The 20,727-nt window shown below is 72.7% G+C and carries 21 protein-coding genes; 6 read left to right on the top strand and 15 right to left on the bottom strand.

All coding sequences use genetic code 11. The annotated features are described in order from the left end of the window. Nucleotides 1-97 precede the first annotated feature (97 nt). Entirely contained in the window at nt 98-850 is a 753-nt protein-coding gene (locus LWP59_RS20410) for an IclR family transcriptional regulator domain-containing protein (protein WP_222425495.1), read from the top strand. A gap of 9 nt (nt 851-859) precedes the next feature. On the opposite strand, the gene LWP59_RS20405 is transcribed toward LWP59_RS20410, so the two are convergent. From LWP59_RS20405 to LWP59_RS20385, 5 genes are all read right to left on the bottom strand, one after another. Further along, complete coding sequence (locus LWP59_RS20405) at nt 860-1,249, bottom strand: hypothetical protein (RefSeq protein ID WP_144637119.1); 390 nt, start codon at nt 1,247-1,249, stop codon at nt 860-862. Further along, nucleotides 1,249-2,055: a heavy metal-binding domain-containing protein gene (locus LWP59_RS20400; protein ID WP_144637117.1), complete on the bottom strand. Its 807-nt coding sequence runs from the start codon at nt 2,053-2,055 to the stop codon at nt 1,249-1,251. Before LWP59_RS20400 ends, LWP59_RS20405 begins: the two co-directional genes overlap by 1 nt. Then, a complete protein-coding gene (locus LWP59_RS20395; RefSeq protein WP_144637115.1) occupies nt 2,052-2,999 on the bottom strand; it encodes a heavy metal-binding domain-containing protein in 948 nt (315 codons plus the stop codon). The genes LWP59_RS20400 and LWP59_RS20395 overlap by 4 nt, the downstream gene beginning before the upstream one ends. 100 nt (nt 3,000-3,099) lie before the next feature. After that, nucleotides 3,100-3,759 (bottom strand): TetR/AcrR family transcriptional regulator, encoded by a 660-nt coding sequence (locus tag LWP59_RS20390; RefSeq protein WP_144637114.1) that lies wholly within the window; start codon nt 3,757-3,759, stop codon nt 3,100-3,102. A gap of 73 nt (nt 3,760-3,832) precedes the next feature. Next, nucleotides 3,833-4,174 carry a hypothetical protein gene (locus LWP59_RS20385; RefSeq protein ID WP_144637112.1) on the bottom strand — a complete coding sequence of 114 codons (342 nt, stop codon included), beginning with the start codon at nt 4,172-4,174 and terminating at the stop codon, nt 3,833-3,835. Between the two features lie 124 nt (nt 4,175-4,298). Between LWP59_RS20385 and LWP59_RS20380 the strand changes: the two genes are divergently transcribed. Together LWP59_RS20380 and LWP59_RS20375 are read left to right on the top strand one after the other, a co-directional pair. Then, complete coding sequence (locus LWP59_RS20380) at nt 4,299-4,919, top strand: chemotaxis protein CheB (protein WP_144637110.1); 621 nt, start codon at nt 4,299-4,301, stop codon at nt 4,917-4,919. Between the two features lie 197 nt (nt 4,920-5,116). Then, nucleotides 5,117-10,588, top strand: coding sequence for an ATP-binding protein (locus LWP59_RS20375; protein WP_144637109.1), 5,472 nt, complete (start codon nt 5,117-5,119; stop codon nt 10,586-10,588). A gap of 68 nt (nt 10,589-10,656) precedes the next feature. Here the strand turns inward: LWP59_RS20375 and ligD are convergent, their stop codons facing one another. The 5 genes from ligD to LWP59_RS40395 form a co-directional block, all read right to left on the bottom strand. Continuing rightward, nucleotides 10,657-11,586 (bottom strand): non-homologous end-joining DNA ligase, encoded by a 930-nt coding sequence (ligD, locus tag LWP59_RS20370; protein WP_144637107.1) that lies wholly within the window; start codon nt 11,584-11,586, stop codon nt 10,657-10,659. Nucleotides 11,587-11,675: 89 nt separating this feature from the next. After that, entirely contained in the window at nt 11,676-12,626 is a 951-nt protein-coding gene (locus tag LWP59_RS20365; protein ID WP_229857493.1) for a sigma-70 family RNA polymerase sigma factor, read from the bottom strand. 81 nt (nt 12,627-12,707) lie between these two features. Continuing rightward, a complete protein-coding gene (locus tag LWP59_RS20360) occupies nt 12,708-13,286 on the bottom strand; it encodes a TetR/AcrR family transcriptional regulator (protein ID WP_144637106.1) in 579 nt (192 codons plus the stop codon). Beyond that, a complete protein-coding gene (locus LWP59_RS20355) occupies nt 13,283-13,786 on the bottom strand; it encodes a GNAT family N-acetyltransferase (RefSeq protein WP_229857494.1) in 504 nt (167 codons plus the stop codon). Before LWP59_RS20355 ends, LWP59_RS20360 begins: the two co-directional genes overlap by 4 nt. Nucleotides 13,787-13,839: 53 nt before the next feature. Further along, nucleotides 13,840-13,968, bottom strand: coding sequence for a hypothetical protein (locus tag LWP59_RS40395; RefSeq protein WP_267903754.1), 129 nt, complete (start codon nt 13,966-13,968; stop codon nt 13,840-13,842). Between the two features lie 190 nt (nt 13,969-14,158). On the opposite strand from LWP59_RS40395, the gene LWP59_RS20350 reads away from it, so the two are divergent. Then, on the top strand, nt 14,159-14,545 hold the full coding sequence (locus LWP59_RS20350) for an STAS domain-containing protein (RefSeq protein ID WP_144637104.1): 387 nt from the start codon (nt 14,159-14,161) through the stop codon (nt 14,543-14,545). Here LWP59_RS20350 and LWP59_RS20345 read toward each other — a convergent pair. Further along, nucleotides 14,542-14,691 carry a hypothetical protein gene (locus LWP59_RS20345; protein WP_186383180.1) on the bottom strand — a complete coding sequence of 50 codons (150 nt, stop codon included), beginning with the start codon at nt 14,689-14,691 and terminating at the stop codon, nt 14,542-14,544. The genes LWP59_RS20350 and LWP59_RS20345 overlap by 4 nt on opposite strands. A gap of 14 nt (nt 14,692-14,705) precedes the next feature. After that, complete coding sequence (locus LWP59_RS20340) at nt 14,706-14,888, bottom strand: hypothetical protein (protein ID WP_144637103.1); 183 nt, start codon at nt 14,886-14,888, stop codon at nt 14,706-14,708. 109 nt (nt 14,889-14,997) lie between these two features. Between LWP59_RS20340 and dinB the strand changes: the two genes are divergently transcribed. After that, nucleotides 14,998-16,194, top strand: a complete 1,197-nt coding sequence (gene dinB, locus LWP59_RS20335; RefSeq protein ID WP_144637101.1) for a DNA polymerase IV — start codon at nt 14,998-15,000, stop codon at nt 16,192-16,194. 119 nt (nt 16,195-16,313) lie between these two features. On the opposite strand, the gene LWP59_RS20330 is transcribed toward dinB, so the two are convergent. The 3 genes from LWP59_RS20330 to LWP59_RS20320 form a co-directional block, all read right to left on the bottom strand. Next, a complete protein-coding gene (locus LWP59_RS20330) occupies nt 16,314-17,162 on the bottom strand; it encodes an SAM-dependent methyltransferase (RefSeq protein WP_144637100.1) in 849 nt (282 codons plus the stop codon). Between the two features lie 68 nt (nt 17,163-17,230). Then, nucleotides 17,231-18,436 (bottom strand): MFS transporter, encoded by a 1,206-nt coding sequence (locus LWP59_RS20325; RefSeq protein WP_144637098.1) that lies wholly within the window; start codon nt 18,434-18,436, stop codon nt 17,231-17,233. Nucleotides 18,437-18,545: 109 nt separating this feature from the next. After that, nucleotides 18,546-20,330, bottom strand: a complete 1,785-nt coding sequence (locus LWP59_RS20320) for a sigma-54-dependent Fis family transcriptional regulator (protein WP_144637097.1) — start codon at nt 20,328-20,330, stop codon at nt 18,546-18,548. 115 nt (nt 20,331-20,445) lie between these two features. Between LWP59_RS20320 and LWP59_RS20315 the strand changes: the two genes are divergently transcribed. Further along, on the top strand, nt 20,446-20,676 hold the full coding sequence (locus LWP59_RS20315) for a hypothetical protein (protein ID WP_144637095.1): 231 nt from the start codon (nt 20,446-20,448) through the stop codon (nt 20,674-20,676). Nucleotides 20,677-20,727: the final 51 nt, after the last annotated feature.

Below are 20,727 nucleotides of genomic sequence, written 5' to 3'. Positions count from 1 at the left end.
CCGCTCGTGCTATTGTTCGGATAACGAACGAGCGTCTACTACGCGAACAGTCAAACGCCGGTTTCGCTGCCTTGTCAAGATCGGTGTGAGGAGTGCGATGCCTGCTGCCGAGGGGATGGCCGGGCTGGCCAAGGGGCTCGCGGTGCTCGAAGCCTTCAGCCGGGCCACGCCGAAGCTCACGATCAGCGACGCCGCGCGGCTCACCGAGCTCAACCGGGCGGTCGCGCGCCGCTGCCTGCTGACGCTGGTGGAGCTGGGCTACCTGACCCATGACGGGAAGTACTTCTTCCCGACGCCGAGGATGCTGCGCCTGGCCGACACCTACGTGGAGAGCTCGGCCCTGCCGCAGCTGGCCCAGCGGCATCTGGCCGCGGTGCGCGAGGCGCTGCAGGAGTCCGCCTCGCTCGCGGTGCTGCAGGACGGCGAGTCGCTGTTCGTCGCCCGCAGCGAGGTGCTGCGGATCGTCAACACCGGGGTGCGCACCGGGGCGACCCTGCCGGCCTATGCCTCGGCGACGGGCCACGTCCTGCTGGCCGGGCTCACGCCCGAGGAACTGGAGTCCTATCTGGACACTGCCCGGCCGAAGGCGCGCACGCCGAAAACCCCTACCAGCGCGGAGGAAATCCGGCAGCGGGTGGAAAAGGCCCGGGCCGAAGACGTCGCGACCACCGACGAGGAGCTGGAGCTCGGGCTGCGGTCGATGGCCGTGCCCGTGCGGGACTCCCGCGGCCGCACCGTCGCGGCGATGTCGGTCAGCGCGATGGCGAGCCGGGTCTCGGTGGCGCAGCTGTACGACGAGTTCCTGCCGGTACTGCGGGAAAACGCCGACCAGCTGGGGCGCATCCTGTGAGCGAGCGGCTCAGCCTTCGAGGAGCCTCGACAGCGCGTTGTGCGCCGCGGCGTCGCGCGCGGCGAGCTTGGCCAGCTCCCCGGCGAGCGCCTCGAGCCACTCGTCGACGCCGACCGTGCGCCTGCTGATCACCACGCCGCGCACCACGTGCCGGATCTCGGCGCTCACCCCGCCGTGCCGGGCCGTGCGCAGCTCCAGCTCGCGGTCGTCGGTGCGCACCCGCACGGCCACCGGCTCGCCTTCGCCGCGCAACCGCCGGCGGCGCTCCACCTCGACCATCCCGGCGGGCAGGGCCTGGCCGAGCGCGTCGGAGAGCACCCTGGCGTAGGACTCGACGTCCGCGCGGTCCGCCCGCAGCGCCGCCGCGAGCAGGTGCACCTCCATCATCTCGCCACCCATCAGTCCACCAGCGGCAGCACGAGCTGTGGTTTGGCGATCAGGTGGTCCGGCCGCAACGGTTTCACCGCGGTGCCGATGGCGAAGAACTCCGTGGTGTGCCCGCCCCAGCGGTGCGGCAGCGACAGCAGCTGCACGCCGACGATGCCCTCGGCCGCGAGCTGCTCGGCCTCGGTCTGCATCCGGCTCATCGCCAGCTCCCGCGCGTCGTAGAGCGCTTCGGTGAACTGGGGGATCTCCACGTTCTGGCCGATGTTGCCCAGCGCCTGGAACATCCGCTGGTGCGCGATGTGGTAGACGCACGAGCCCATCACCATGCCCAGCGGGGCGTACCCGGCCTGCACGAGCGTCCAGAAGTCCTGACCCGAGAGGTCCGAGGTGAACGGCTTCCCGGCGTTGTTGCGCCACTGCCCCGGCTCCTCGGCCCGCACCGCGGTGCCGACCGCGATGAACTCCGCGAGGTCGGTGCCGAACTCCTTGAAGTCGATCTCCAGCCGCACGCCCACGATCCCGTCGGCGCCGAGCAGGTCCGCCTCGGCCTCCATCCGGTCCATCGCGAGCTCGCGGGCGTGGTACATCGCGGTGGACAGCGTTTCCAGCTCCTGGTTGCGTCCCCACCGGCGCATCTGGAAGCCCACGTGGTAGACGCTGGTGCCGAGCACGAGGCCCAGCGGGCGGAACCCGGCCTCGCGCACCAGGAGGAACTCGTTGACGCTCAGGTCGGAGGTGAACAGCTCCGTCGACTGGCCGGGGCGCATCTCCGCCAGCCGGTGCCTGGCGTCCTCGGGCAGTCCTTCGGTGGATGTCATCCGGGTTTCCTCCCGTTGCCCAGGGGCATGATCTTCAACGTCCCGGCCGGCGCGGATCGCGTCGTACGGGCGATTCCGGTGCCGAGGATGTCCGCGCGGGCGCCCGCGGTGGTCTCCTGCATCGGCAGCATCTCCAGCGACATCGAGGAGACGATCCCGCCGTCCGACCCACTGCGGCGCAGCAGGTTCGCGAAGTCGCGGCGCGCCTCCGACCGCGCACGCGTCACCAGTGCCGTGAGCGCGTCCACCTCGATGTTTCCGGCGAAGACCGACGTCTGCCGCTGGAGCGAGTAGTCGCGGTACATGCCGGTGACGGCCACGGCGACGATCACTTCGACGGGCGCCCAGCCGCCGGCGAGGAGCTTGGCGACGTCCGTGCCCGGCAGGGTCGTGGTGAACGGCCGGGGGCGCGCCGCTGCCGCGGGGTCGCGGACGGCGGTGCCCAGCGCGACGATCTCCTCGGTCAGGTCGGTCAGCGGCTGCCGGGTCAGCTGGATGCCGACGACGCCGCTCGCACCGAGCCGGGCGGCCTCCTCGCGCAGCCGGTCCAGCGCCGTCGCCCACCCCTGCCGCCAGGCCAGCACGTAGGGGCGGTAGTCGACGGTCAGCGACAGCGGGGTGAGCATCATCGGCGGGACCCGCTGCTGGACGACGCAGCCCATCACCTCGCCGACGGTGTCGAGCCCGGCGCTCTCGACCGCGACCGAGGCCGGCACGGACAGCAGCGACGTGCGAACGCCCGACCCCCGCGCGCGCTCGATCCGCCGCGCGGCGACCGGGGGCAGCCCCTTCCCGTTCCAGGCCAAGCGCCTCTCCCTCTCGTCGAACGCCATTCTGGCACGATCGGGAGGGGGCATGCCGATCTTCGCCCCTCGGCGGCCCGGCGTGCGCCGCATCGCGCCCAGGACCTTGCCCACCTCGTAGCGCAGGACAGTGGTGAGCACGCCGCCCACGCCCTCCGCCCGCGCGGCGAGCAGCGCGCTCCAGATCGCGGGGAAATGCCGGCGCTGGGTGTCGCCGCCGTGGGCAGACGTCCAGGCCGAGTCACGCGCCGGCGCGTTTGGCCTGAGGTCGTCTGGGTTTCGTGGCGATCGCCGGCCACAGCACGGCGACGACCTTCTCCGGGATCGTCTTCGTGCGCTCGCCGCGGTAGAACGCGGCGAAGTAGCTGCCGAAGCACATCGTGGCGATGGTGTGCGTGTCGATGCCGTCCTGGACGGCGCCGCGCTCCCGCAGCTCGGCCAGCACCCGTTCGAGCAGGGTGACGCGCGGTTCGACGGCGTGCTTGCGCAGGATCTCGAGCAGCTCGGGGGTGCGGCCGGCCTCGCCGGCGAAGTTGCCCATCAGCACCATCGCGTCCGGGTTGTAGTAGGCGGGGTTCAGCCGCCGGACGGCCTCGGTGAACGCCTCGCGCGGCTCCAGCGCGCTCAGGTCGAGGGTGTACATGTCGTGCTGCTTGCGGAAGCCGTAGTCCAGCGCGTCGACGACCAGGTCGAACTTGCTGGTCCAGCGGCGGTACAGCGTCGGGCGGCTGACCTGGGCGTCGGCCGCGATGTCGCCGATCGTCATCTGCGAGTAGCCGTCGCGCACCAGGCGTTCCCTCGTCGCCAGGATGATCGCCTCGTCGAGCGCCGCGTCGCGCGGGCGGCCACCGGGGCGCTGGGCGGCGGTGTCCGGCTGCGCTGCCCGGCGTGTTCGCACCATGCGCCGGAGCATACCCCGATTCGTTACAACCAGTGGTCGTCACCGAACTCCGGGAGTGGACGGTCATAGTTACCTACGGTGGGTGTAACGATTCCGGAGAGCGGTTGCGCCGACCCCGGGGGAAGTCCGCCCGCACCTCGTCGCCCGGCGCCACCGGGACCTGCACGACCGAACCGGTGATGATCGCCTCGCCCGGGGAGAGGGGCTCGTCCATCGCGTGCAGGAGCTCGGCCGGCATCCGCCTCCAGCCCGGCAGGAACGGCCCGAGCGCGAACGCGCGACGGAACACGTTGTCCGCCACCATCTCCGCGGGATCGTAACGGCCGCCGGGACTGAGCCGCGTCGCCGAGGGCAGGTGCCCGATGACCATGCCACCGAGGTGTTCCCGCTGCCCCGCGCCCACCTTCCAGCCCACCGCGCCGGCACCGCCGCGCAGGGCCGCCGCGCGCCGAATCCTGGACGCTCGCCGCGGTCTGTGAGAATGGGTTCATGTGCGGGCACAGAGATGCCAGGGCCGTCCCAGCCGGGGGGTCCCGGCCGTGAGCGCGCCGGATCCGTACGCGCTGCGGTTCCCGGTCGTCGCCCTGGTCACCTCCGCCGGTGGCCTCGACGCGCTGAGTCAGGTCCTCGCGCCGCTGCCGACCGACCTGCCCGCCGCGGTGGTCGTGGCCCAGCACCTGGCCCCGGAGCACCCCAGTCAGCTCGCCGCCATCCTGCGCACCCGCACGGCCCTACCGGTCCGCGAAGCCGCCAACGGCGACGAGCTCGTCCCCGGCACCGTGCTCGTCACGCCCGCGGCCCGGCACCTGCTCATCACGTCCGAGGCACGCATCGGGCTGCTCGACGTCGGGAACGCGCCGCCGTACCGGCCCTCGGCCGACCTGCTGCTGGCCACCCTCGCCGTCACCTGCGGCCCCCGCGCGCTCGCGGTGGTGCTGACCGGCAAGGGCCACGACGCGCAGGCCGGCATCCGCGCCGTCTCCCACTGCGGCGGGACGGTGTTCGCCCAGGACGAGGCCAGCTCGGCGTACTTCGGCATGCCCGGCGCGGCGATCGACACCGGCCTCGTGCACGAGGTCCTCGGGCTGCCCGACATCGCCGCGGCCATCCAGGCGCACGCCCACCGCGCCCCGGAACCGGCGCCGCGAGCAGCCGGGTGACCAGGCTCTCACCGGCACCGGTGCGGGAGGGGTGCCGGGAAGTGGCCGGTCAGGCCGCGCCTTTGGAGGGTTCCCACAAAAATCGCCCTCCGGCACGCAACACCACGGACGAGCATCTACCGGCCGGTAAGCGGGATGCTGGACGGGCGGCCAGGGGGCCGCGTCCGTGTGTCGTCAACTAGGTGAGGCTCGATTCGGTGTTCAGTCGTGTCGCGATCGTCAACCGGGGAGAGGCCGCGATGCGGCTCATCCACGCCGTCGGTGAGCTCAACGCGGAGGGCGGGCCGCGGATCGAGACGGTGGCCCTCTACACCGATGCCGACGCCACGGCCACCTTCGTGCGGGAGGCGGACCGCACCTACCTCCTCGGCCCGGCGGCGGCGCGCCCGTACCTCGACCTCGCCGTGCTGGAGCGCGCGCTGGTCGAGACCGGCGCCGACGCCGCGTGGGTCGGCTGGGGCTTCGTCGCCGAGGACCCGGCGTTCGCCGAGCTGTGCGAGAAGCTGGGCGTGACGTTCATCGGCCCGGACCCGGACGCGATGCGCAAGCTGGGGGACAAGATCGGCGCCAAGCTGCTCGCCGAGGAGGTCGGCGTCCCGGTCGCGCCGTGGAGCCGCGGCCCGGTCGAGGACCTCGACGCGGCGCTGGCGGCGGCCGAGCGGATCGGCTACCCGCTGATGCTCAAGGCCACCGCGGGCGGCGGCGGCCGCGGCATCCGCGTGGTCACGAACGCCGCCGAGCTCACCGACGCCTACGAGCGCACCAGCCTGGAGGCCGAGCGCGCCTTCGGCAGCGGGGTGGTGTTCCTGGAGCGCCTGGTCACCGGCGCCCGGCACGTCGAGGTCCAGGTGATCGCCGACGGCCAGGGCACCGCGTGGGCGCTGGGCGTGCGGGACTGTTCCGTGCAGCGGCGCAACCAGAAGATCATCGAGGAGTCGTCCTCGCCGGTGCTGGCCGCGGAGCAGGCGGGCGAGCTCAAGGCGGCGGCCGAGCGGCTCGCGGTGGCCGTCGGCTACCGCGGCGCCGCGACCGTCGAGTTCCTCTACCACCCGAAGGAGCGGCTGTTCGCGTTCCTCGAGGTGAACACCCGGCTGCAGGTCGAGCACCCGATCACCGAGGCCACCACCGGGATGGACCTGGTCAAGGCCCAGCTGCACGTCGCCGCGGGCGGGAAGCTCACCGGCACGCCGCCCGCGGAGCTGGGGCACGCGGTCGAGGCCCGGCTCAACGCCGAGGACCCCGACCGCGACTTCGCGCCGGCCCCCGGCCGCATCGCGCTGCTCGACCTGCCCGCGGGACCGGGCATCCGGGTCGACACCGGGGTGAGCGAGGGCGACGAGATCCCGGCCGACTTCGACTCGATGATCGCGAAGATCATCGCCTACGGTCGCACCCGTGAGGAGGCGCTGTCCCGGCTGCGCCGCGCGATGCGGGAGACGACCGTCGTCATCGAGGGCGGCACCACGAACAAGAGCTTCGTGCTGGACCTGCTCGGCGAGCCGGAGGTCATCGACGGCAGCGCGGACACCGGCTGGATCGACCGGGTCCGCGGCGAGGGCAGGCTGGTGTCCCAGCAGCACTCCGGTGTCGCGCTCGCGGTCGCCGGGATCGAGGCCTACCAGGACGAGAAGCGGGTCGAGCTGCAGCGGCTGCTGTCCACCGCGCACGGCGGGCGCCCGCAGGTGCAGCACGAGAGCGGCCGCCCGGTCGACCTCAAGCTGCGCGGCGCGGCCTACCGGCTGACCGTCGCCGAGACCGGTCCTGGCCGCTACCGCGTCGGGTTCATCACCGGCGACGAGGTGCGCACCGTCGACGCGGTGCTGGAGCGGTTCGACGAGCACACCGGGCAGATCCACCTCAACGGCCACCGGTTCCGCCTGGTCACCGGCACGCACGGGCCGATCCACCTGGTCGAGATCGACGGCGTCACCCACCGGGTCAGCCGGGACGAGGGCGGGGTCGTGCGTTCCCCGGCGCCCGCGCTGGTGGTCGCCACGCCGGTCGCGGCCGGCGACGAGGTCGAGGCCGGCGCCCCGGTGCTGGTGCTGGAGAGCATGAAGATGGAGACGGTGCTGCGGGCGCCGTTCCGCGCGCTGCTGCGCGAATGCGTGGTCTCCGTCGGCAGCCAGGTCGGCACCGGCGCGCCGCTGCTGCGCCTGGAACCGCTCGGCGACGCGGCCGCGGAGGCCTCGCCCGGCGCGGCCGCGGTCGAGCTGGACCTGCCCGCGGAGCCCGACACGCTCGCCGCCGAGCACCGTGCCGAGCGAGGCCTGGCGGACCTGCGCAGCATGCTGCTCGGCTTCGACGTCGACCCGCGCGATGGGGGCCGCCCGCTGGCCGGTTACCTCGCCGCGCGCGCGGAGCTGCCGAGGCGGCCGCTGGAGGCCGAGGTCGGGCTGCTGGAGGTCTTCGCCGACCTGTCCGAGCTCAGCCGCAACAAGCCCGAAGGCGAGGAGACCAAGGCCGAGACGCGGGTGCACAGCCCGCGCGAGCACTTCCACACGTATCTGCAGAGCCTCGACGCCGAGCGCGCCGGGCTGTCGGAGACCTTCCAGGGCCGGCTGACCCGGGTGCTGGGCCACTACGGGGTCGACGGGCTGGACCGCACGCCGGCGCTCGAGGAGGCCGTGTTCCGGATCTTCCTCGCGCAGCAGCGCGCCGGCGCCGACGCGGCGGTGGTCACCGCGCTGCTGCAGCAGTGGCTCACCGAGGCGCCGCCCGGCGGCGAGCTCCGGCAGACCGTCGGGCAGGCGCTGGAGCGGCTGATCGTGGCGACCCAGCTGCGCTTCCCGGTGATCGGGGACCTCGCGCGCAGCCTGGTGTTCCGCTGGTTCGCCCAGCCGCTGCTGCGGCGCACCCGCGCCGAGGTCTACAGCCGGGTGCGTGGCCACCTGCGCCACCTCGACCGGCATCCGGACGCGGCCGACCGCGAAGAGCGCATCGCCGCCATGGTCGCCAGCCCCGAGCCGCTCGTGCGGCTGCTGGGCCAGCGCATCGGCCGCCCGGCCGCGCAGGTCGGCCCGCTGCTCGAAGTCCTGTGCCGCCGCTACTACCGCGAGCACGGTCTCTCCGGCGTGCGCAGCGAGCCGGTCGGTGGCCGGCCGTTCGTCACCGGCGGCTACGAGCTCGACGGCGAACCCCAGCGGCTGCTGGCGACGGTCGCCGACTTCGGCGAGCTGGCCGAGGCGCTGGCGGCGGTGGCGAAGGTGGACGGGGCCACGGCGGCCGACATCTACCTCACCTGGCCGGACCAGCCGTCAGATGTGGACGCGATGGCCGGCGAGCTGCGTGCCGCGCTGACGGCCGCCGGACTGCCCGCCGGGCTGCGCCGGATCACCACGACCGTGGCCGGCACCAGCGGTGCCGTGCTGCACCACCACTTCACGTTCCGGCCGGCCGAAGCCGGGCTGGCCGAGGACAGGCTCATCCGCGGCCTGCACCCGCTCATCGGGCAGCGGCTGCAGCTGTGGCGGCTGCGGGAGTTCGACCTGACCCGGTTGCCGTCGGCCGACGAGGACGTCTATCTGCTGCGCTGTGTCGCGCCGGAGAACTCCTCCGACGAGCGCCTCGTCGCGATGGCCCAGGTCCGCGACCTGACCCCGCTGCGCGACGACGAGGGCCGCATCCACGCGCTGCCCGCGGTCGAGGGCGCGCTCGCCGCCTGTCTCGACGCGATCCGCAAGGTTCAGGCGCAGCGTCCGGCGAAGAAGCGGCTGGACACCAACCGGATCGTCCTCTACGTCTGGCCCGCGAGCGACCTCACGCGCGAGGACCTGCAGGCGATCGCGCGGCGCGTCCTGCCCACGACGGCCGGCGCCGGGGTCGAGGAGGTGCTCTTCCTCGGCCGTCAGCGCGACGCGGAGACGGGGCAGCCGTACCCGGTCGCCGTGCGCATCTCCTACGACGCGGCGACCGGTGTCCGGCTGGCGCTCACCGAACCGCCGTCGGAGCCGGTCCAGCCGCTGGACGACTACGGCCAGAAGGTGCTGCGGGCGCGGCGGCGCGGCACGGCCTACCCGTACGAGCTGACCGGCATGATCGCCGGGCCTGGCGGGTCGTTCACCGAGTACGACCTCGACGACGCAGGTGCGCTGGCACCGGTGGACCGGCCGAAGGGGCTCAACAAGGCCGGGATCGTGGCGGGGGTGGCGACCACCCCGACCGAGCGGTACCCCGAGGGCATGACCCGGGTGGTGCTGCTGGGCGACCCGACGAAGGCGCTGGGCGCGCTGTCCGAACCGGAGTGCGCCCGGATCATCGCCGCGCTGGACCTCGCCGAGCGGCGGCGGGTGCCGGTGGAGTGGTACGCGTTGTCGGCGGGCGCGCGGATCGCGATGGACTCGGGCACCGAGAACATGGACTGGATCGCGGCCGCGCTGCGCCGCATCGTGCACTTCACGCAGGACGGCGGCGAGATCAACATCGTGGTGGCCGGCATCAACGTCGGCGCCCAGCCGTACTGGAACGCCGAGGCCACGATGCTCATGCACACCAAGGGGATCCTGGTGATGACCCCGGACTCGGCCATGGTGCTGACAGGGAAGGAGTCGCTGGACTTCTCCGGCGGAGTGTCGGCCGAGGACAACTTCGGCATCGGCGGCTACGACCGGGTGATGGGTCCGAACGGCCAGGCGCAGTACTGGGCGCCGGACCTGCCGGCCGCGTACGGCGTGCTGTTGTCGCACTACGACCACAGTTATGTGGCGCCGGGCGAGGAGGGGCCGCGCCGGGCCGGCACCACCGACCCGCTCGACCGGGACGTCTCCGGTTACCCGCACGCGGTGGTGGACAGCGACTTCACCACGGTGGGGGAGGTCTTCTCCCGCGAGACCAACCCGGACCGGAAGAAGCCGTTCGACATCCGCACGGTGATGCGGGCACTGTCCGATCAGGACCACCCGATCCTGGAGCGCTGGGCCGGGATGGCGGACGCGGAGACCGCGGTGGTGCAGGACGTGCACCTTGGCGGGCTGCCGGTGTGCCTGGTGGGCATCGAGTCGCGGTCGGTGCCGCGGCGCGGGTTCCCGCCCACCGACGGCCCGGACACCTACACCGCCGGCACGCTGTTCCCGCGCTCGTCGAAGAAGGTCGCGCGGGCGGTCAACGCGGCGAGCGGGAACCGGCCGCTGGTGGTGCTGGCGAACCTGTCGGGGTTCGACGGCTCGCCGGAGTCGATGCGCAAGCTGCAGCTGGAGTACGGCGCCGAGATCGGCCGGGCGATCGTGAACTTCCGCGGTCCCATCGTGTTCTGCGTCATTTCGCGGTACCACGGTGGCGCATTCGTGGTGTTCTCCAAGACGCTCAACCCGAACATGACGGTGCTCGCCGTGGACGGTTCGTACGCCTCCGTGCTCGGCGGCGCGCCCGCCGCCGCGGTCGTGTTCGCCGGCGAGGTCAACATGCGCACCGCCCGCGACCCGCGCGTGGCGGAGCTGGAAGCCGGGATCGCCTCCGCGGAGGGAGCCGAGCGGGCAGCACTGGTCACCCGCCTGGCCGATGTCCGGGCCTCCGTGCGGGCCGAGAAACTGGGCGAGGTGGCCACCGAGTTCGACGGCGTGCACTCGATCCAGCGGGCCCAGCGGGTGGGCTCGGTGGACGCCATCATCCGCCCGGAGGAGCTGCGGCCGCAGATCATCGCCGCGGTGGAGCGTGGCCTGGCGCGGGCGTAGGACGTACGGCTACCCGGCCACGGCCGGGTAGCCGTAGCCCCCGGAGCGGGCCCGGCGGGGCCAGAGGCTCACTCCAGGCCGTCGCGGTCGGCCCACTCCAGGAGGGTGTCCAGGGAGTACACGGCCTCGTCGATGCCCTCGTGCAGGTCGCCGAGCTTGGCGAAGCGGCCGGGCACCGTCGCGATCGTGCAGTCCTGCGGTTCCACGTCGTCGATCTCGTCCCACGTGATCGGCGTCGAGACGGTCGCCTCCGGGACGCCGCGCACCGAGTACGCGCTCGCGATCGTGTGGTCCCGGGTGTTCTGGTTGTAGTCGACGAACACCTTCGCCGGGTCGCGGTCCTTGCGCCACCAGGTCGTGGTCACCTCGTCCGGGGCACGGCGCTCCACCTCCCTGGCGAAGGCGAGCGCGGCGCGGCGGACCTCGTGGAAACCCCAGCGCGGCTCGATGCGCACGTACACGTGCAGCCCGTCACCGCCGGAGGTCTTCGGCCAGCCCGTCGCGCCGAGCTCGCCGAGCACCTCCTGGGCGACGTGGGCGACCCGGCGCACGCGCGCGAAGTCGCTCTTCGGACCGGGGTCGAGGTCGATGCGCCACTCATCGGGCCGTTCGGTGTCGGCGCGCCGCGAGTTCCACGGGTGGAACTCCACAGTGGACATCTGCACCGCCCAGATGACGTGGGCCAGCTCGGTCACGCACAGCTCGTCGGCGTCGCGGTTGTACCGCGGGAAGTGCACCCGCACCGTCTCCAGCCACGGGGGCGCCCCCGCGGGGACGCGCTTCTGGTGCACCTTCTCGCCGCCGACCCCGGACGGGAACCGGTGCAGCATGCACGGGCGCTCGCGCAGCGCGCGCACGATGCCGTCGCCGACCGCGAGGTAGTAGCGCGCGAGGTCGAGCTTCGTCTCCCCGCGTGCCGGGAAGTACACCCGCTCCGGATGCGAGATCCGCACCGTCCGGGCGCCGACCTCGAGCTCCACCGCCTCGTCCTTGGCCATACCGGAAACCTAGCGGCAAACGCCGCGCGCGTCCGCACGAAAAACGCCCGCGGCCCACTCGTGGCCACGGGCGTTCGTCCGCCTGCGGGTCAGCCGGCGACCGGGAGCAGCGCCGCACGCCGGTCCGGCGCGCGCAGCTCCGACAGCGCCTCCTGCTCGAGCCGCCGTGCCTGGGCGCGGGTCACCCCGACCTGCTCGGCGGCCTGCTGCAGCGTCCGCTGACGGCCGTCGTCGAGCCCGTACCGCAGCGAAATCACCTTCTTCGCCAGCGTGGGCAGGGTCTCCAGCGCGGCGTCGAGCAGCTGCGTCGCCGCCGCCCGCTCGATCGCGTCCCCGACCGGGTCGTCCTCGGTGCCGCCGATCAGGTCGCCCAGCTCGACCTCGCCGTCGCCGATCGGCACGTCCAGGCTCGTGGTCACCCTGGCCACGCTCTTCAGCTCGATCACCCGGGCCAGCGGCAGCGAGGCGGCCTCCGCCAGCTCCTCCGGAGTGGGGTCGTGGTCGGCGTCCGACCGCAGCGCCGCCTCCACCCGCTCCAGCTTCGCCAGCTGGTCGTTCGCGTGCTCGGGCACCCGGATCGTGCGGCTGTTGAACGCGACACCGCGCTGCATCGCCTGCCGGATCCACCACATCGCGTAGGTGGAGAACTTGTAGCCCTTGGCGTAGTCGAACTTCTCCACGGCGCGGATCAGGCCGAGGTTGCCCTCCTGCACCAGGTCCAGCAGCGGTACCGACCGCTCGCGCCGCTTGCGTGCCGCGGCCACCACCAGGCGCAGGTTCGCCCTGATCATGTGGTCCTTGGCGCGGCTGCCGTCACGGGCGATCCGCTCGAGGTCCCTGCGCCCGGCGGGCAGCTCCTGCTCGTCCTGCTCGCCCGCGTCGGCGCGGCGGAGCAGTTCGGCGGCGTACACCCCCGCTTCGATCCGCTTGGCGAGGTCGACCTCCTCGGTCGCCGTCAACAACGGGACCCTGCCGATCGCGTCCAGGTAGACGCGCACGGAGTCGGGCTCCTCGCTGCGCCGTTCGGTCCTTTTCGCCATGATCATCACCCCCTTCCGGAATCTCCGCATCGTTCAACGAACGAACCGTGCTCCGAATTCCATTCGGCGGGAGTGCCCTGTTCAGCCGGCTGCGGCGTCCAGCAGGGGAGCGAGCTCCCTGGTCACGGCGTCGAGCGGGGCCAGGTCCTGGTGCGCGCGGGCCAGCACGATCGCGCCTTCCAGTGCGCTGATCATCAGCAGCGCGAGCGACGCGCTGCGCGCCGCCGGGACGCCCATCCGCCGCAGCTCCCCGGCCACCGGCTCCTGCCAGCCCTCGAACGCCCTGCTGACCGCGGCGCGCAGCCGTTCGCTCGCGGCGGCGCTGTCCGCCGTCGCCGCGACGAGGGGGCAGCCGGCGGCGAATCCCGCACTGGTGAACTCCTCGCGCCACTGCCCGGCCATCGCCTCGAACAGCTTGCCGGGCGTGGGCTCCGTCAGTGCCGCGGCATACCGGCGGACCTTGCGGGCGGCGTAGGAGCCCGCCCAGGCGAGCGCCTCGTCGACGAGCTGCTCCTTGCCGCCGGGGAAGTAGTGCTGCAGCGAGCCGCGGGGGGCCTCGGCGTGTGCCACGACGTCACGCATCCCGGTCCCGCTGACGCCCTGGGTCCTGATCAGCTGCGCAGCACTGAACACCATCCGCTCGCGGGCAGGCCGGGTCATCTCGCCACCTCCTCCATGACAGCCGTCATGGTACCGGCTGCCGGCAGCTCCAGCTCGTACTCGCACTGCGCGTGCTCGAAGGTCGCGACCGCGTGGAACCCTTGCCGTCGCAGGAAGGCCGTCGCGGCGACGTTGCCGGGTCGCACGGTGGCGTGCACCGTGCGACCTGCCCAGTGGCCCGAGCGCCAGACCGCCTGTGCGAGGCCGAGGCCGATGCCGCGGCGCTGCCACGGGTCCGCGACCAGCACGCCCAGCTCCGCCACCACCGGGGTTTCGGGCACCAGGTTCAGCAGGCCGACCGGCACGCCGCCGACCGAGGCCAGCAGCGCGAGCCCGGCCGGCGGGCCGGCCAGGGGGAACCGCCGGTAGCGGCGCCAGACGTCATGCGGGTCCGGCTCGCCGCCGAGGAAGAAGCGCTGCCGCAGGCTCTGCGACGAGCAGGCGAGCAGCAGCCGCTGCACGGCGTCCCCGGCGGTCAGCTCGGTTATGACAGCTGTCATGAAACCCAGTACAGCAGAAAACGGCCCCGGGCACCATGACAGCTGTCATAGTCTCATTCCCGGCCGCGCACGATGGTGGGTTCGAACTCCGCGTCGTCGGAGACCGGCTCCGTCGGCACCGGGACCTGCTGGCCAGGTTCGCTTTCGAGGCGGCTGGGCTGTCGAGGCGTGATGATGTCCATGTTCACTCCATACCTGCGGGCAACGACAGGGTGAAGGGGTTGCCCTCAGCCGCGCCGGAAAACCCCCGGATCGGGGGTCGGACCGTACCCGGCGAGTGGTGCGGGCACGGTGGCTGTCGTTACGCTTCTTGCACCGCGGTTGAGCCATCAGCCGCCCGCGGGTGCCAGGCTTGAGAGGAGGACCTACGCCATGAGCCGACCACCGGAGAGCCGCGTGCCCCGGCCGCGCCGGGCTCCCGACACGCTGGAGTTCGTCATCCGCACCGCGGCGCCGGGCGCGGTGGTGCTCGAGGTGGCCGGCGAGGTGGACATGGTCACGGCCCCGCAGCTGGCCGACGCGCTCGAGGTCCAGCTGGGCCGGGACGTGCGGGTGGTGGTCGTCGAGCTGGCCAGGGTGAGCTTCCTCGGCTCCTCGGGGCTCGCCGTTCTGGTGAACGCCTTCCGGTCACTCGATCCGGGGAAGGCGATGCTGATCGTGGCGCCCTACCGAGCCGCCTACCGCGCGTTCGCGCTCACCGGCCTGGCCGACCAGCTGCCGCTCTACCGCAGCTTCGACGCCGCGCTCGCCTCGCTCTAGCCGGTCTGCGGGTCCGAGTCGTCGTGCGGGTCGCCGGTCGAGGTGCCCTGCTCGCCGCGCCGGACCTCACGCTGCTCCTGCGGTGAGCCGGCGTCGTCGGCGCGGTGCGTGCGGGCCTGCTCGTCCTCGGAAGTCTGCTTGTCCATCGGGGTTCGCCTCCTCAGGCGGTTTCTTCGGGGCGCCGGCGTTCGCGTGGGACGGGCGCCTCGGTGCGCTGGTCGGAGTCCCGCAGGATCTCGCGTGCCTGGTCCTCGGGATCGGTGCTGCCGGCCGCGTCCTCCTCGGGCAGGAGGTGGGCACGGGTCTCGGCGCGCTCGTCGAGGGCGTTGCGTTGCTCGTCCATGTCCGCTGCTGTTACCCCGGCGACGGCGCGGGCAAACACTTCCGCCGGGCTCGTCCCGGCACACCGGCGGGAATTTCCGTCCCACAAAACCGCTCCCGCATGCGAACATATGTTCGTGTCGAATGAGGGACCGATCCTGCACGCCGACCTCGACTCGTTCTACGCGTCGGTCGAGCAGCGGGACGACGCGTCGCTGCGCGGGCGCCCGGTCGTCGTGGGCGGCGGGGTCGTGCTGGCCGCGAGCTACGAGGCCAAGGCATTCGGCGTGCGCACGGCGATGACCGGCGGGCTGGCGCGGACGCTGTGCCCGCAGGCGATCGTGGTCCCGCCGCGCATGCACGCCTACGCCGAGGCGAGCAAGGCCGTGTTCGGCGTCTTCGAGCGCACCACGCCGATCGTGGAGGGGTTGTCGATCGACGAGGCGTTCCTCGACGTGGGCGGTCTCGCCCGGCTCGCCGGGGCGCCCAGCCGGATCGCCGCGGACCTGCGGCGCGCGGTCGCCGAGCAGGTCGGGCTGCCCATCACGGTCGGCGTCGCCCGCACGAAGTTCCTCGCCAAGGTCGCCAGCCAGGTCGCCAAGCCGGACGGCCTGCTCGTCGTGCCGCACGACGGGGAGCTGGCGTTCCTGCACCCGCTGCCGGTCGAGCGGCTGTGGGGGGTCGGGCAGGTGACGGCGGGCAAGCTGCGCCGCCGCGGGATCACCACCGTCGGCGAGGTGGCGCGGCTGGGGGAGGCCACCCTCGTGTCGATGCTGGGCCGCGGCACGGGACGGCACCTGCACGCGCTGGCGCACAACCGGGACCCGCGCCCGGTGCAGACCGGGCGGCGGCGCCGGTCGATGGGCGCGCAGCGGGCGCTGGGGCGACGGCGGCGGTCGCCGGAGGAGCTGGACGCCGTGCTGGCCGCGCTCGCCGACCGGCTCACCCGCCGCCTGCGCGGTGCGAAACGGGTCTGCCGCACGGTCACGGTGCGGTTCCGGTTCGCCGACTTCAGCCGCGCCACGCGCTCGCACACCCTGCGCGAGCCGACGGCACACACCGCGACGATCCTCACGGCGGCACGTGCCCTGGTGGCCGCCGCCCGGACCACGATCGAGAACGACGGGCTCACCCTGATCGGCCTCGCACTGTCCAATCTGGACGACGACGGCGTGGTGCAGCTGACGCTCCCGTTCCCCGGCACGGAATCCGGGACGCTGGACGCCGCCCTCGACGACGTGCGCGCCCGCTTCGGCGCGTCGTCGGTCACCCGCGCGACGCTCCTGGGCCGCGACGAGGGGACGACGGTGCCGCTGCTGCCGGACTGAGCCGGACCGGGCGCGGCGCGAAGTGCGCCAGGGACTGTTTCAGAGGTGGCTTGCGGGCCGGTGCGGGTAGCGGTGCAAGCTGACGGCGCAGGCGGCTCCGCCGGTTGTGAAACACAACCCTAGGCGCCTGGTTTTCGCGCCACGCCACCGATCACGCGGGACTCCGAGGGCACCCGCGCGAACACCGTCTCGGCGTCCGGATGCCACGCCGGGGCGTAGACCAGGCCCGGCTCGAGCAGCTCCCAGCCGCCGAAGAAGCGGGCGAACTCCTCCGTCGTACGCAGCTGGGCCGGGTTCGTGGTGTTCTCGTAGTAGGCCACCAGGTCGGCCAGTGCCTGGCGTTCCTCGTCGCTGCGCGGGTTCTCGTTCGTCATCTGCGACAGCACCAGCAGCGAGCCCGGTGCGAGCACGTCCCGGTACGCGGTCAGGATCGCGTCCGGGCCGGCCTCGTCCTTGATGAAGTGCAGGACCGCGTTCACCACGAGCGCGACGGGTTCGGCGAGGTCGAGGACCTCCGTTTCGCGCACCCGCTCCCACAGCTCGTCCGGCTGCAGCAGGTCACCGGCGATCGCCCGGTGCCGCGCCGGGTCCGCGGTGTCGGCCAGCAGCAGCGTCGAGTGCGCCAGCGCCACCGGCTCGTTGTCGATGTAGACCACGCGGGTGTCGTGCCGCGGGCGGGTCGCGTCGGCGACGTCGTGCACGTTGCCCGCGGTCGGCAGGCCCGAGCCGATGTCGATGAACTGCGTGACGCCGAGCTCGGCGCAGCGCCGTACGGCGCGCCCGAGGAACTGCCTGCTGGTCCGCATGTACTGCCCGATCAGCGGCACCCGCTCGCGGATCTTGTGCGCGAACTCCCGGTCGATCGCGTAGTTGGTGTCCCCGCCCAAGAGGTAGTCGTAGACCCGCGCCGCGGACGGCCGGTCCAGGCTGCTTTCGACGGCGCGCAGCGCTTCGTCGTGCCCGATCAACCGGGGCCTCCTCCCATGTCGATCTTCATCGTACGAGGTGAACGACGTTCAGGTTCTCAGGTCGGATGTCAGCTTGCGGTAGGGGCGGCGAGCCGCGTGCGCCGGGTCCGTACCCGCGAGTAGGCCCAGATGGCGAGGCCGGCCACGGGCAAGGCCGCGCCGAACAAGCTGGCGCCGGGCCAGCCCGCCGCGTCGTACAGCGACCCGGCGATCGCCGAGGCCACCGCGCCGCCGACGAAGATCGTCGCCATGAACACCGTGTTGATCCGGGCGCGCGCGTCGGCCCGCAGGCCGTAGATCTCCTGCTGGCTGAGCACCTGGTGCCCCTGCACCGCGAGGTCGAGCAGCACACCGGCGATCGCGAGGAGCACCAGGCTGCGCGCGCCGAGGTCGGCGAGCACCATCGCGACGGCGCCGAGCGCGAGCGCCGCGCCGCTGCCGATCTGCCCGTGACCGCGGTCGCCGAGCCTGCCCGCGATCGGGGCGGCGGCCGCCCCGGCGGCGCCGACGAGCGCGAACACCCCGATCCCGCCCTGGCTCAGCCCGTGCTCGCGGGTCAGCTCGAAGGCGACCGAGGTCCAGAACGCGCTGAACGCGCCGAACATCAGGGCCTGGCACGCCGCGCGGCGGCGCAGCGCCGGCTCTTCGCGCACCAGCGTCAGCACCGAGCGCATCAGATCGGGGTAGCGCACCCGGTGCTCGGGCACCCGGCTCGGCAGCATCCGCCGCATCGTGCCGGCGACCAGCAGCATCAGGGCGGCCGACACGAGGTAGATGGTGCGCCAGCCCCAGGCGTCGGCCACGAAGCTGGACACGGTGCGCGCGAGCAGGATGCCCAGCAGCAGACCGGTCATCGCGGTCCCGACGAACCGGCCGCGCTCCTGCTCGGGCGCGAGGTGCGCGGCGAACGGGATGAGGATCTGCGCGACGACGGAGGTCAGGCCGATCAGCACGGACGCGGCGAGGAACAGCCCGAACACCGGCGACACACCCGCGACGACGAGCGCGACGGTGGTGAACACCAGCGTGCGGGTGGCGAGCTTGCGGTTCTCCAGCAGGTCGCCCAGCGGCATCAGCGCCACGATGCCGGCGGCGTACCCGAGCTGCGTGAGCGTCACCACCAGCGCGGCGCTGCCCTGGCTCACCGAGAACGCGGCCGCGATCTCGCCGAGCAGCGGTTGCGGGTAGTACAGGTTCGCCACGGTCGCGCCGCAGGAGAACGCGAGCACCATCATGACGAGCCGGAGACTCCGGACCGGCTGGGCGTCGGACATGACCCTCCTCGTAACGGCGACGCCCAGTCAAAGCCCTCCGCGACCACGGGGCATTCCCGTCACGGCACGCGCGGTAACCCTCGTCACGTCCAAAGCGGACCAAAAGGGCTCAGCGGTCGGAGGTGACGATGCCGTACTCGTGGATCTTGCGGTAGATGGTCGCGCGCGAGATGCCCAGCAGCTTCGCGGCCCGCACCTTGTTGCCGTCGGCGTCCTCGAGGCTGCGCACGATCGCGTCGCGCTCGACGGTCTCGAACCGGTTCAGCTGCCGGCGGGTGAGCGCGTGGTACTCGGCGGGCAGGTCGGTCGGGGCGATGGTGCCGGTGCGGCGGCGCTTGGCGATCTGCTTGAGCACCCGGTAGAGCTGCGCGACGTTGCCCGGCCAGTTCGCGCGCATCAGCAGGTGCAGCGCGGCGGGGGAGCAGGTCAGCTGGCCGCCGCCGGCGAGCCGGCTCAGGAACAGCGGCACCAGGTCGTTGAGGTCCTCCGCGTGGCGCCGCAGCGGCGGCACCGTGACCGTCCGGGGGAACAGGGCCAGCAGCTCGGGATCGGCCTCGGCGTCGGTCGAGAGCGTCACGGTGACCCAGGTGCCACCACCCGCAGCCTCGCGCAGCACCGACACCAGCGTCTCCATGTCCGGGCGGGCCAGCCGCTCGACGTGCCGGACCACCAGCGTGTCGACCGGGTCGTCGATCAGCTCCCGGCGCAGGTCCTCTTGCCAGTCCTCGGTCATCCGCGCCGCGTCGAGCACGTGCAGCCGTCCGGTCGGGTTGCGCCGCTGGTGCACCCCGCGGGCGAGGGTGTACTTGCCGGTGCCGGGCTCGCCCGCGAGCGCGACCCACTCGCCGCGGCTGAAGCTGGTGTCGACGTCGTGGCTGGCGCGCAGCCACGGCGCCGCCGAGCCCACCACGCCGGGCAGGAACATTGGCAGCATCGGCAGGGCGGAGCTGCCGGGCACGTCGTCGGACTCGATCAGCTTGACCGACAGCACCCCGCCCGCGATGTCGCCGTCGCGGTGTCCCTTGACACGGCGGCAGTACACCCGGACCTTGCTGCCACTCGACAGGGTCACCGTCGCGGTGGCGCGGCGGCTTTCGGCCAGCTCCTGGTTCGCGCGGCTGAGCAGCATCGTCTGGTCGGCCGGGGCGAGCAGCTGCCGCGCGCTGTCGTTCATCATCACGATGTCCTTGTTGAAGGCCATCACGATGCCGGTGGTGCGGCGGCAGGCCTGCAGGTAGGACTGGAACAGCACGAGCTCGCGCAGGTTGCTGTGGGTCAGCAGCGCCTGGCGCACCTGCTCGGCGGTCGTGCGGGCGAGCGCGACGAGCAGGCCGCCGGCGTCCTTGCGCCAGCAGGTCAGGTCGACCGCGCCGATCGTCTTGCCCGTGATCGGGTGCTGGATCGGGACGCCCGCGCACGCGAGGGTCTCCAGGTGCTCGGCGTAGTGCTCGTGGCCGAACACGTAGGTGGGCCGGCCGTCCTCCAGCGCGGTCCCGATGCCGTTCGTGCCGACGAACTGCTCGCCGTAGCTGTACCCGGGCACCAGCTCGACCCGCTCGAGGTGCCGGTGCAGATCGGTGTCGCCGGTGCGCTGGCTCAGCACGACGCCGCTGGGATCGGTGAGGATGAGGCTGATCGGCTGGCCCTCGAGCTGGTCGCCGAGGCGCTCCAGCACGGGCGCGGCGCCGCGGATCAGCGGGGTGTCGGGGTTCTGCTCACCGCTGTAGGGCAGGTCGATGCGGTCGGCGGGCACCTGGAACTCGCGCGAGCGCCACCATGACGCGAGGATCGCCTCGCGCACCTGGTCCGGCTCGACGCTTTCCGCGGTCAGGAACTTCTCGCGTGTCCGGGCCAGCCCTTCGTCGTCGGGAAGGATCGCCGTCACACGGTCCACCGGGGGCCTCCCGCCACCTCGTTGTGTCGTCTGTCACAGAGTAGGCCGTTCGGACGCCGCGTCGTGTCTCAAATTGAGACACCCACCGACCCGGGCGCGGCGGTCTCATGGAGCCATGGCCGATGAGACGTACAACCCGTGGACCGTAGTCAACGTGGTCTTCCACCACCTCGTCGAACAGGGGCTGCACCCCGAGCTCGGCGAGGGGGGTCATCCGGGGGACCCGGCCGCCGCGCTGCTGCGCGCCCTGGGCATCGAGCCACGCCCGGAAGGCGACGCGCGGGTGCAGGACGGGGTGCGGGACCAGCTCGCGGAGCTGCGGAAGCGGATGTTCGGAGAGCCCTGACCTCGGTGTCTCATATTGAGACCCGCGTCACGCCCCGGCGGCCTTGTAATT

This window comes from Amycolatopsis acidiphila (genome assembly GCF_021391495.1).
Classification (GTDB): Bacteria; Actinomycetota; Actinomycetes; order Mycobacteriales; family Pseudonocardiaceae; genus Amycolatopsis_E; species Amycolatopsis_E acidiphila.
Note: the sequence above shows the minus strand (reverse complement) of the source record. Positions and strands in the feature narration are given on the sequence as shown.

Bases quoted from the DNA above. Each gene is read 5' to 3' on its own strand.
- LWP59_RS20410 (WP_222425495.1), top strand. From the start codon at position 98: ATGCCTGCTGCCGAGGGGATGGCCGGGCTGGCCAAGGGGCTCGCGGTG.
- LWP59_RS20405 (WP_144637119.1), bottom strand. From the start codon at position 1,249: ATGGGTGGCGAGATGATGGAGGTGCACCTGCTCGCGGCGGCGCTGCGG.
- LWP59_RS20400 (WP_144637117.1), bottom strand. From the start codon at position 2,055: ATGACATCCACCGAAGGACTGCCCGAGGACGCCAGGCACCGGCTGGCG.
- LWP59_RS20390 (WP_144637114.1), bottom strand. From the start codon at position 3,759: ATGGTGCGAACACGCCGGGCAGCGCAGCCGGACACCGCCGCCCAGCGC.
- ligD (WP_144637107.1), bottom strand. From the start codon at position 11,586: ATGGCCAAGGACGAGGCGGTGGAGCTCGAGGTCGGCGCCCGGACGGTG.
- LWP59_RS20365 (WP_229857493.1), bottom strand. From the start codon at position 12,626: ATGGCGAAAAGGACCGAACGGCGCAGCGAGGAGCCCGACTCCGTGCGC.
- LWP59_RS20360 (WP_144637106.1), bottom strand. From the start codon at position 13,286: ATGACCCGGCCTGCCCGCGAGCGGATGGTGTTCAGTGCTGCGCAGCTG.
- LWP59_RS20355 (WP_229857494.1), bottom strand. From the start codon at position 13,786: ATGACAGCTGTCATAACCGAGCTGACCGCCGGGGACGCCGTGCAGCGG.
- LWP59_RS40395 (WP_267903754.1), bottom strand. From the start codon at position 13,968: ATGGACATCATCACGCCTCGACAGCCCAGCCGCCTCGAAAGCGAACCT.
- LWP59_RS20350 (WP_144637104.1), top strand. From the start codon at position 14,159: ATGAGCCGACCACCGGAGAGCCGCGTGCCCCGGCCGCGCCGGGCTCCC.
- LWP59_RS20345 (WP_186383180.1), bottom strand. From the start codon at position 14,691: ATGGACAAGCAGACTTCCGAGGACGAGCAGGCCCGCACGCACCGCGCC.
- LWP59_RS20340 (WP_144637103.1), bottom strand. From the start codon at position 14,888: ATGGACGAGCAACGCAACGCCCTCGACGAGCGCGCCGAGACCCGTGCC.
- dinB (WP_144637101.1), top strand. From the start codon at position 14,998: ATGTTCGTGTCGAATGAGGGACCGATCCTGCACGCCGACCTCGACTCG.
- LWP59_RS20325 (WP_144637098.1), bottom strand. From the start codon at position 18,436: ATGTCCGACGCCCAGCCGGTCCGGAGTCTCCGGCTCGTCATGATGGTG.
- LWP59_RS20315 (WP_144637095.1), top strand. From the start codon at position 20,446: ATGGCCGATGAGACGTACAACCCGTGGACCGTAGTCAACGTGGTCTTC.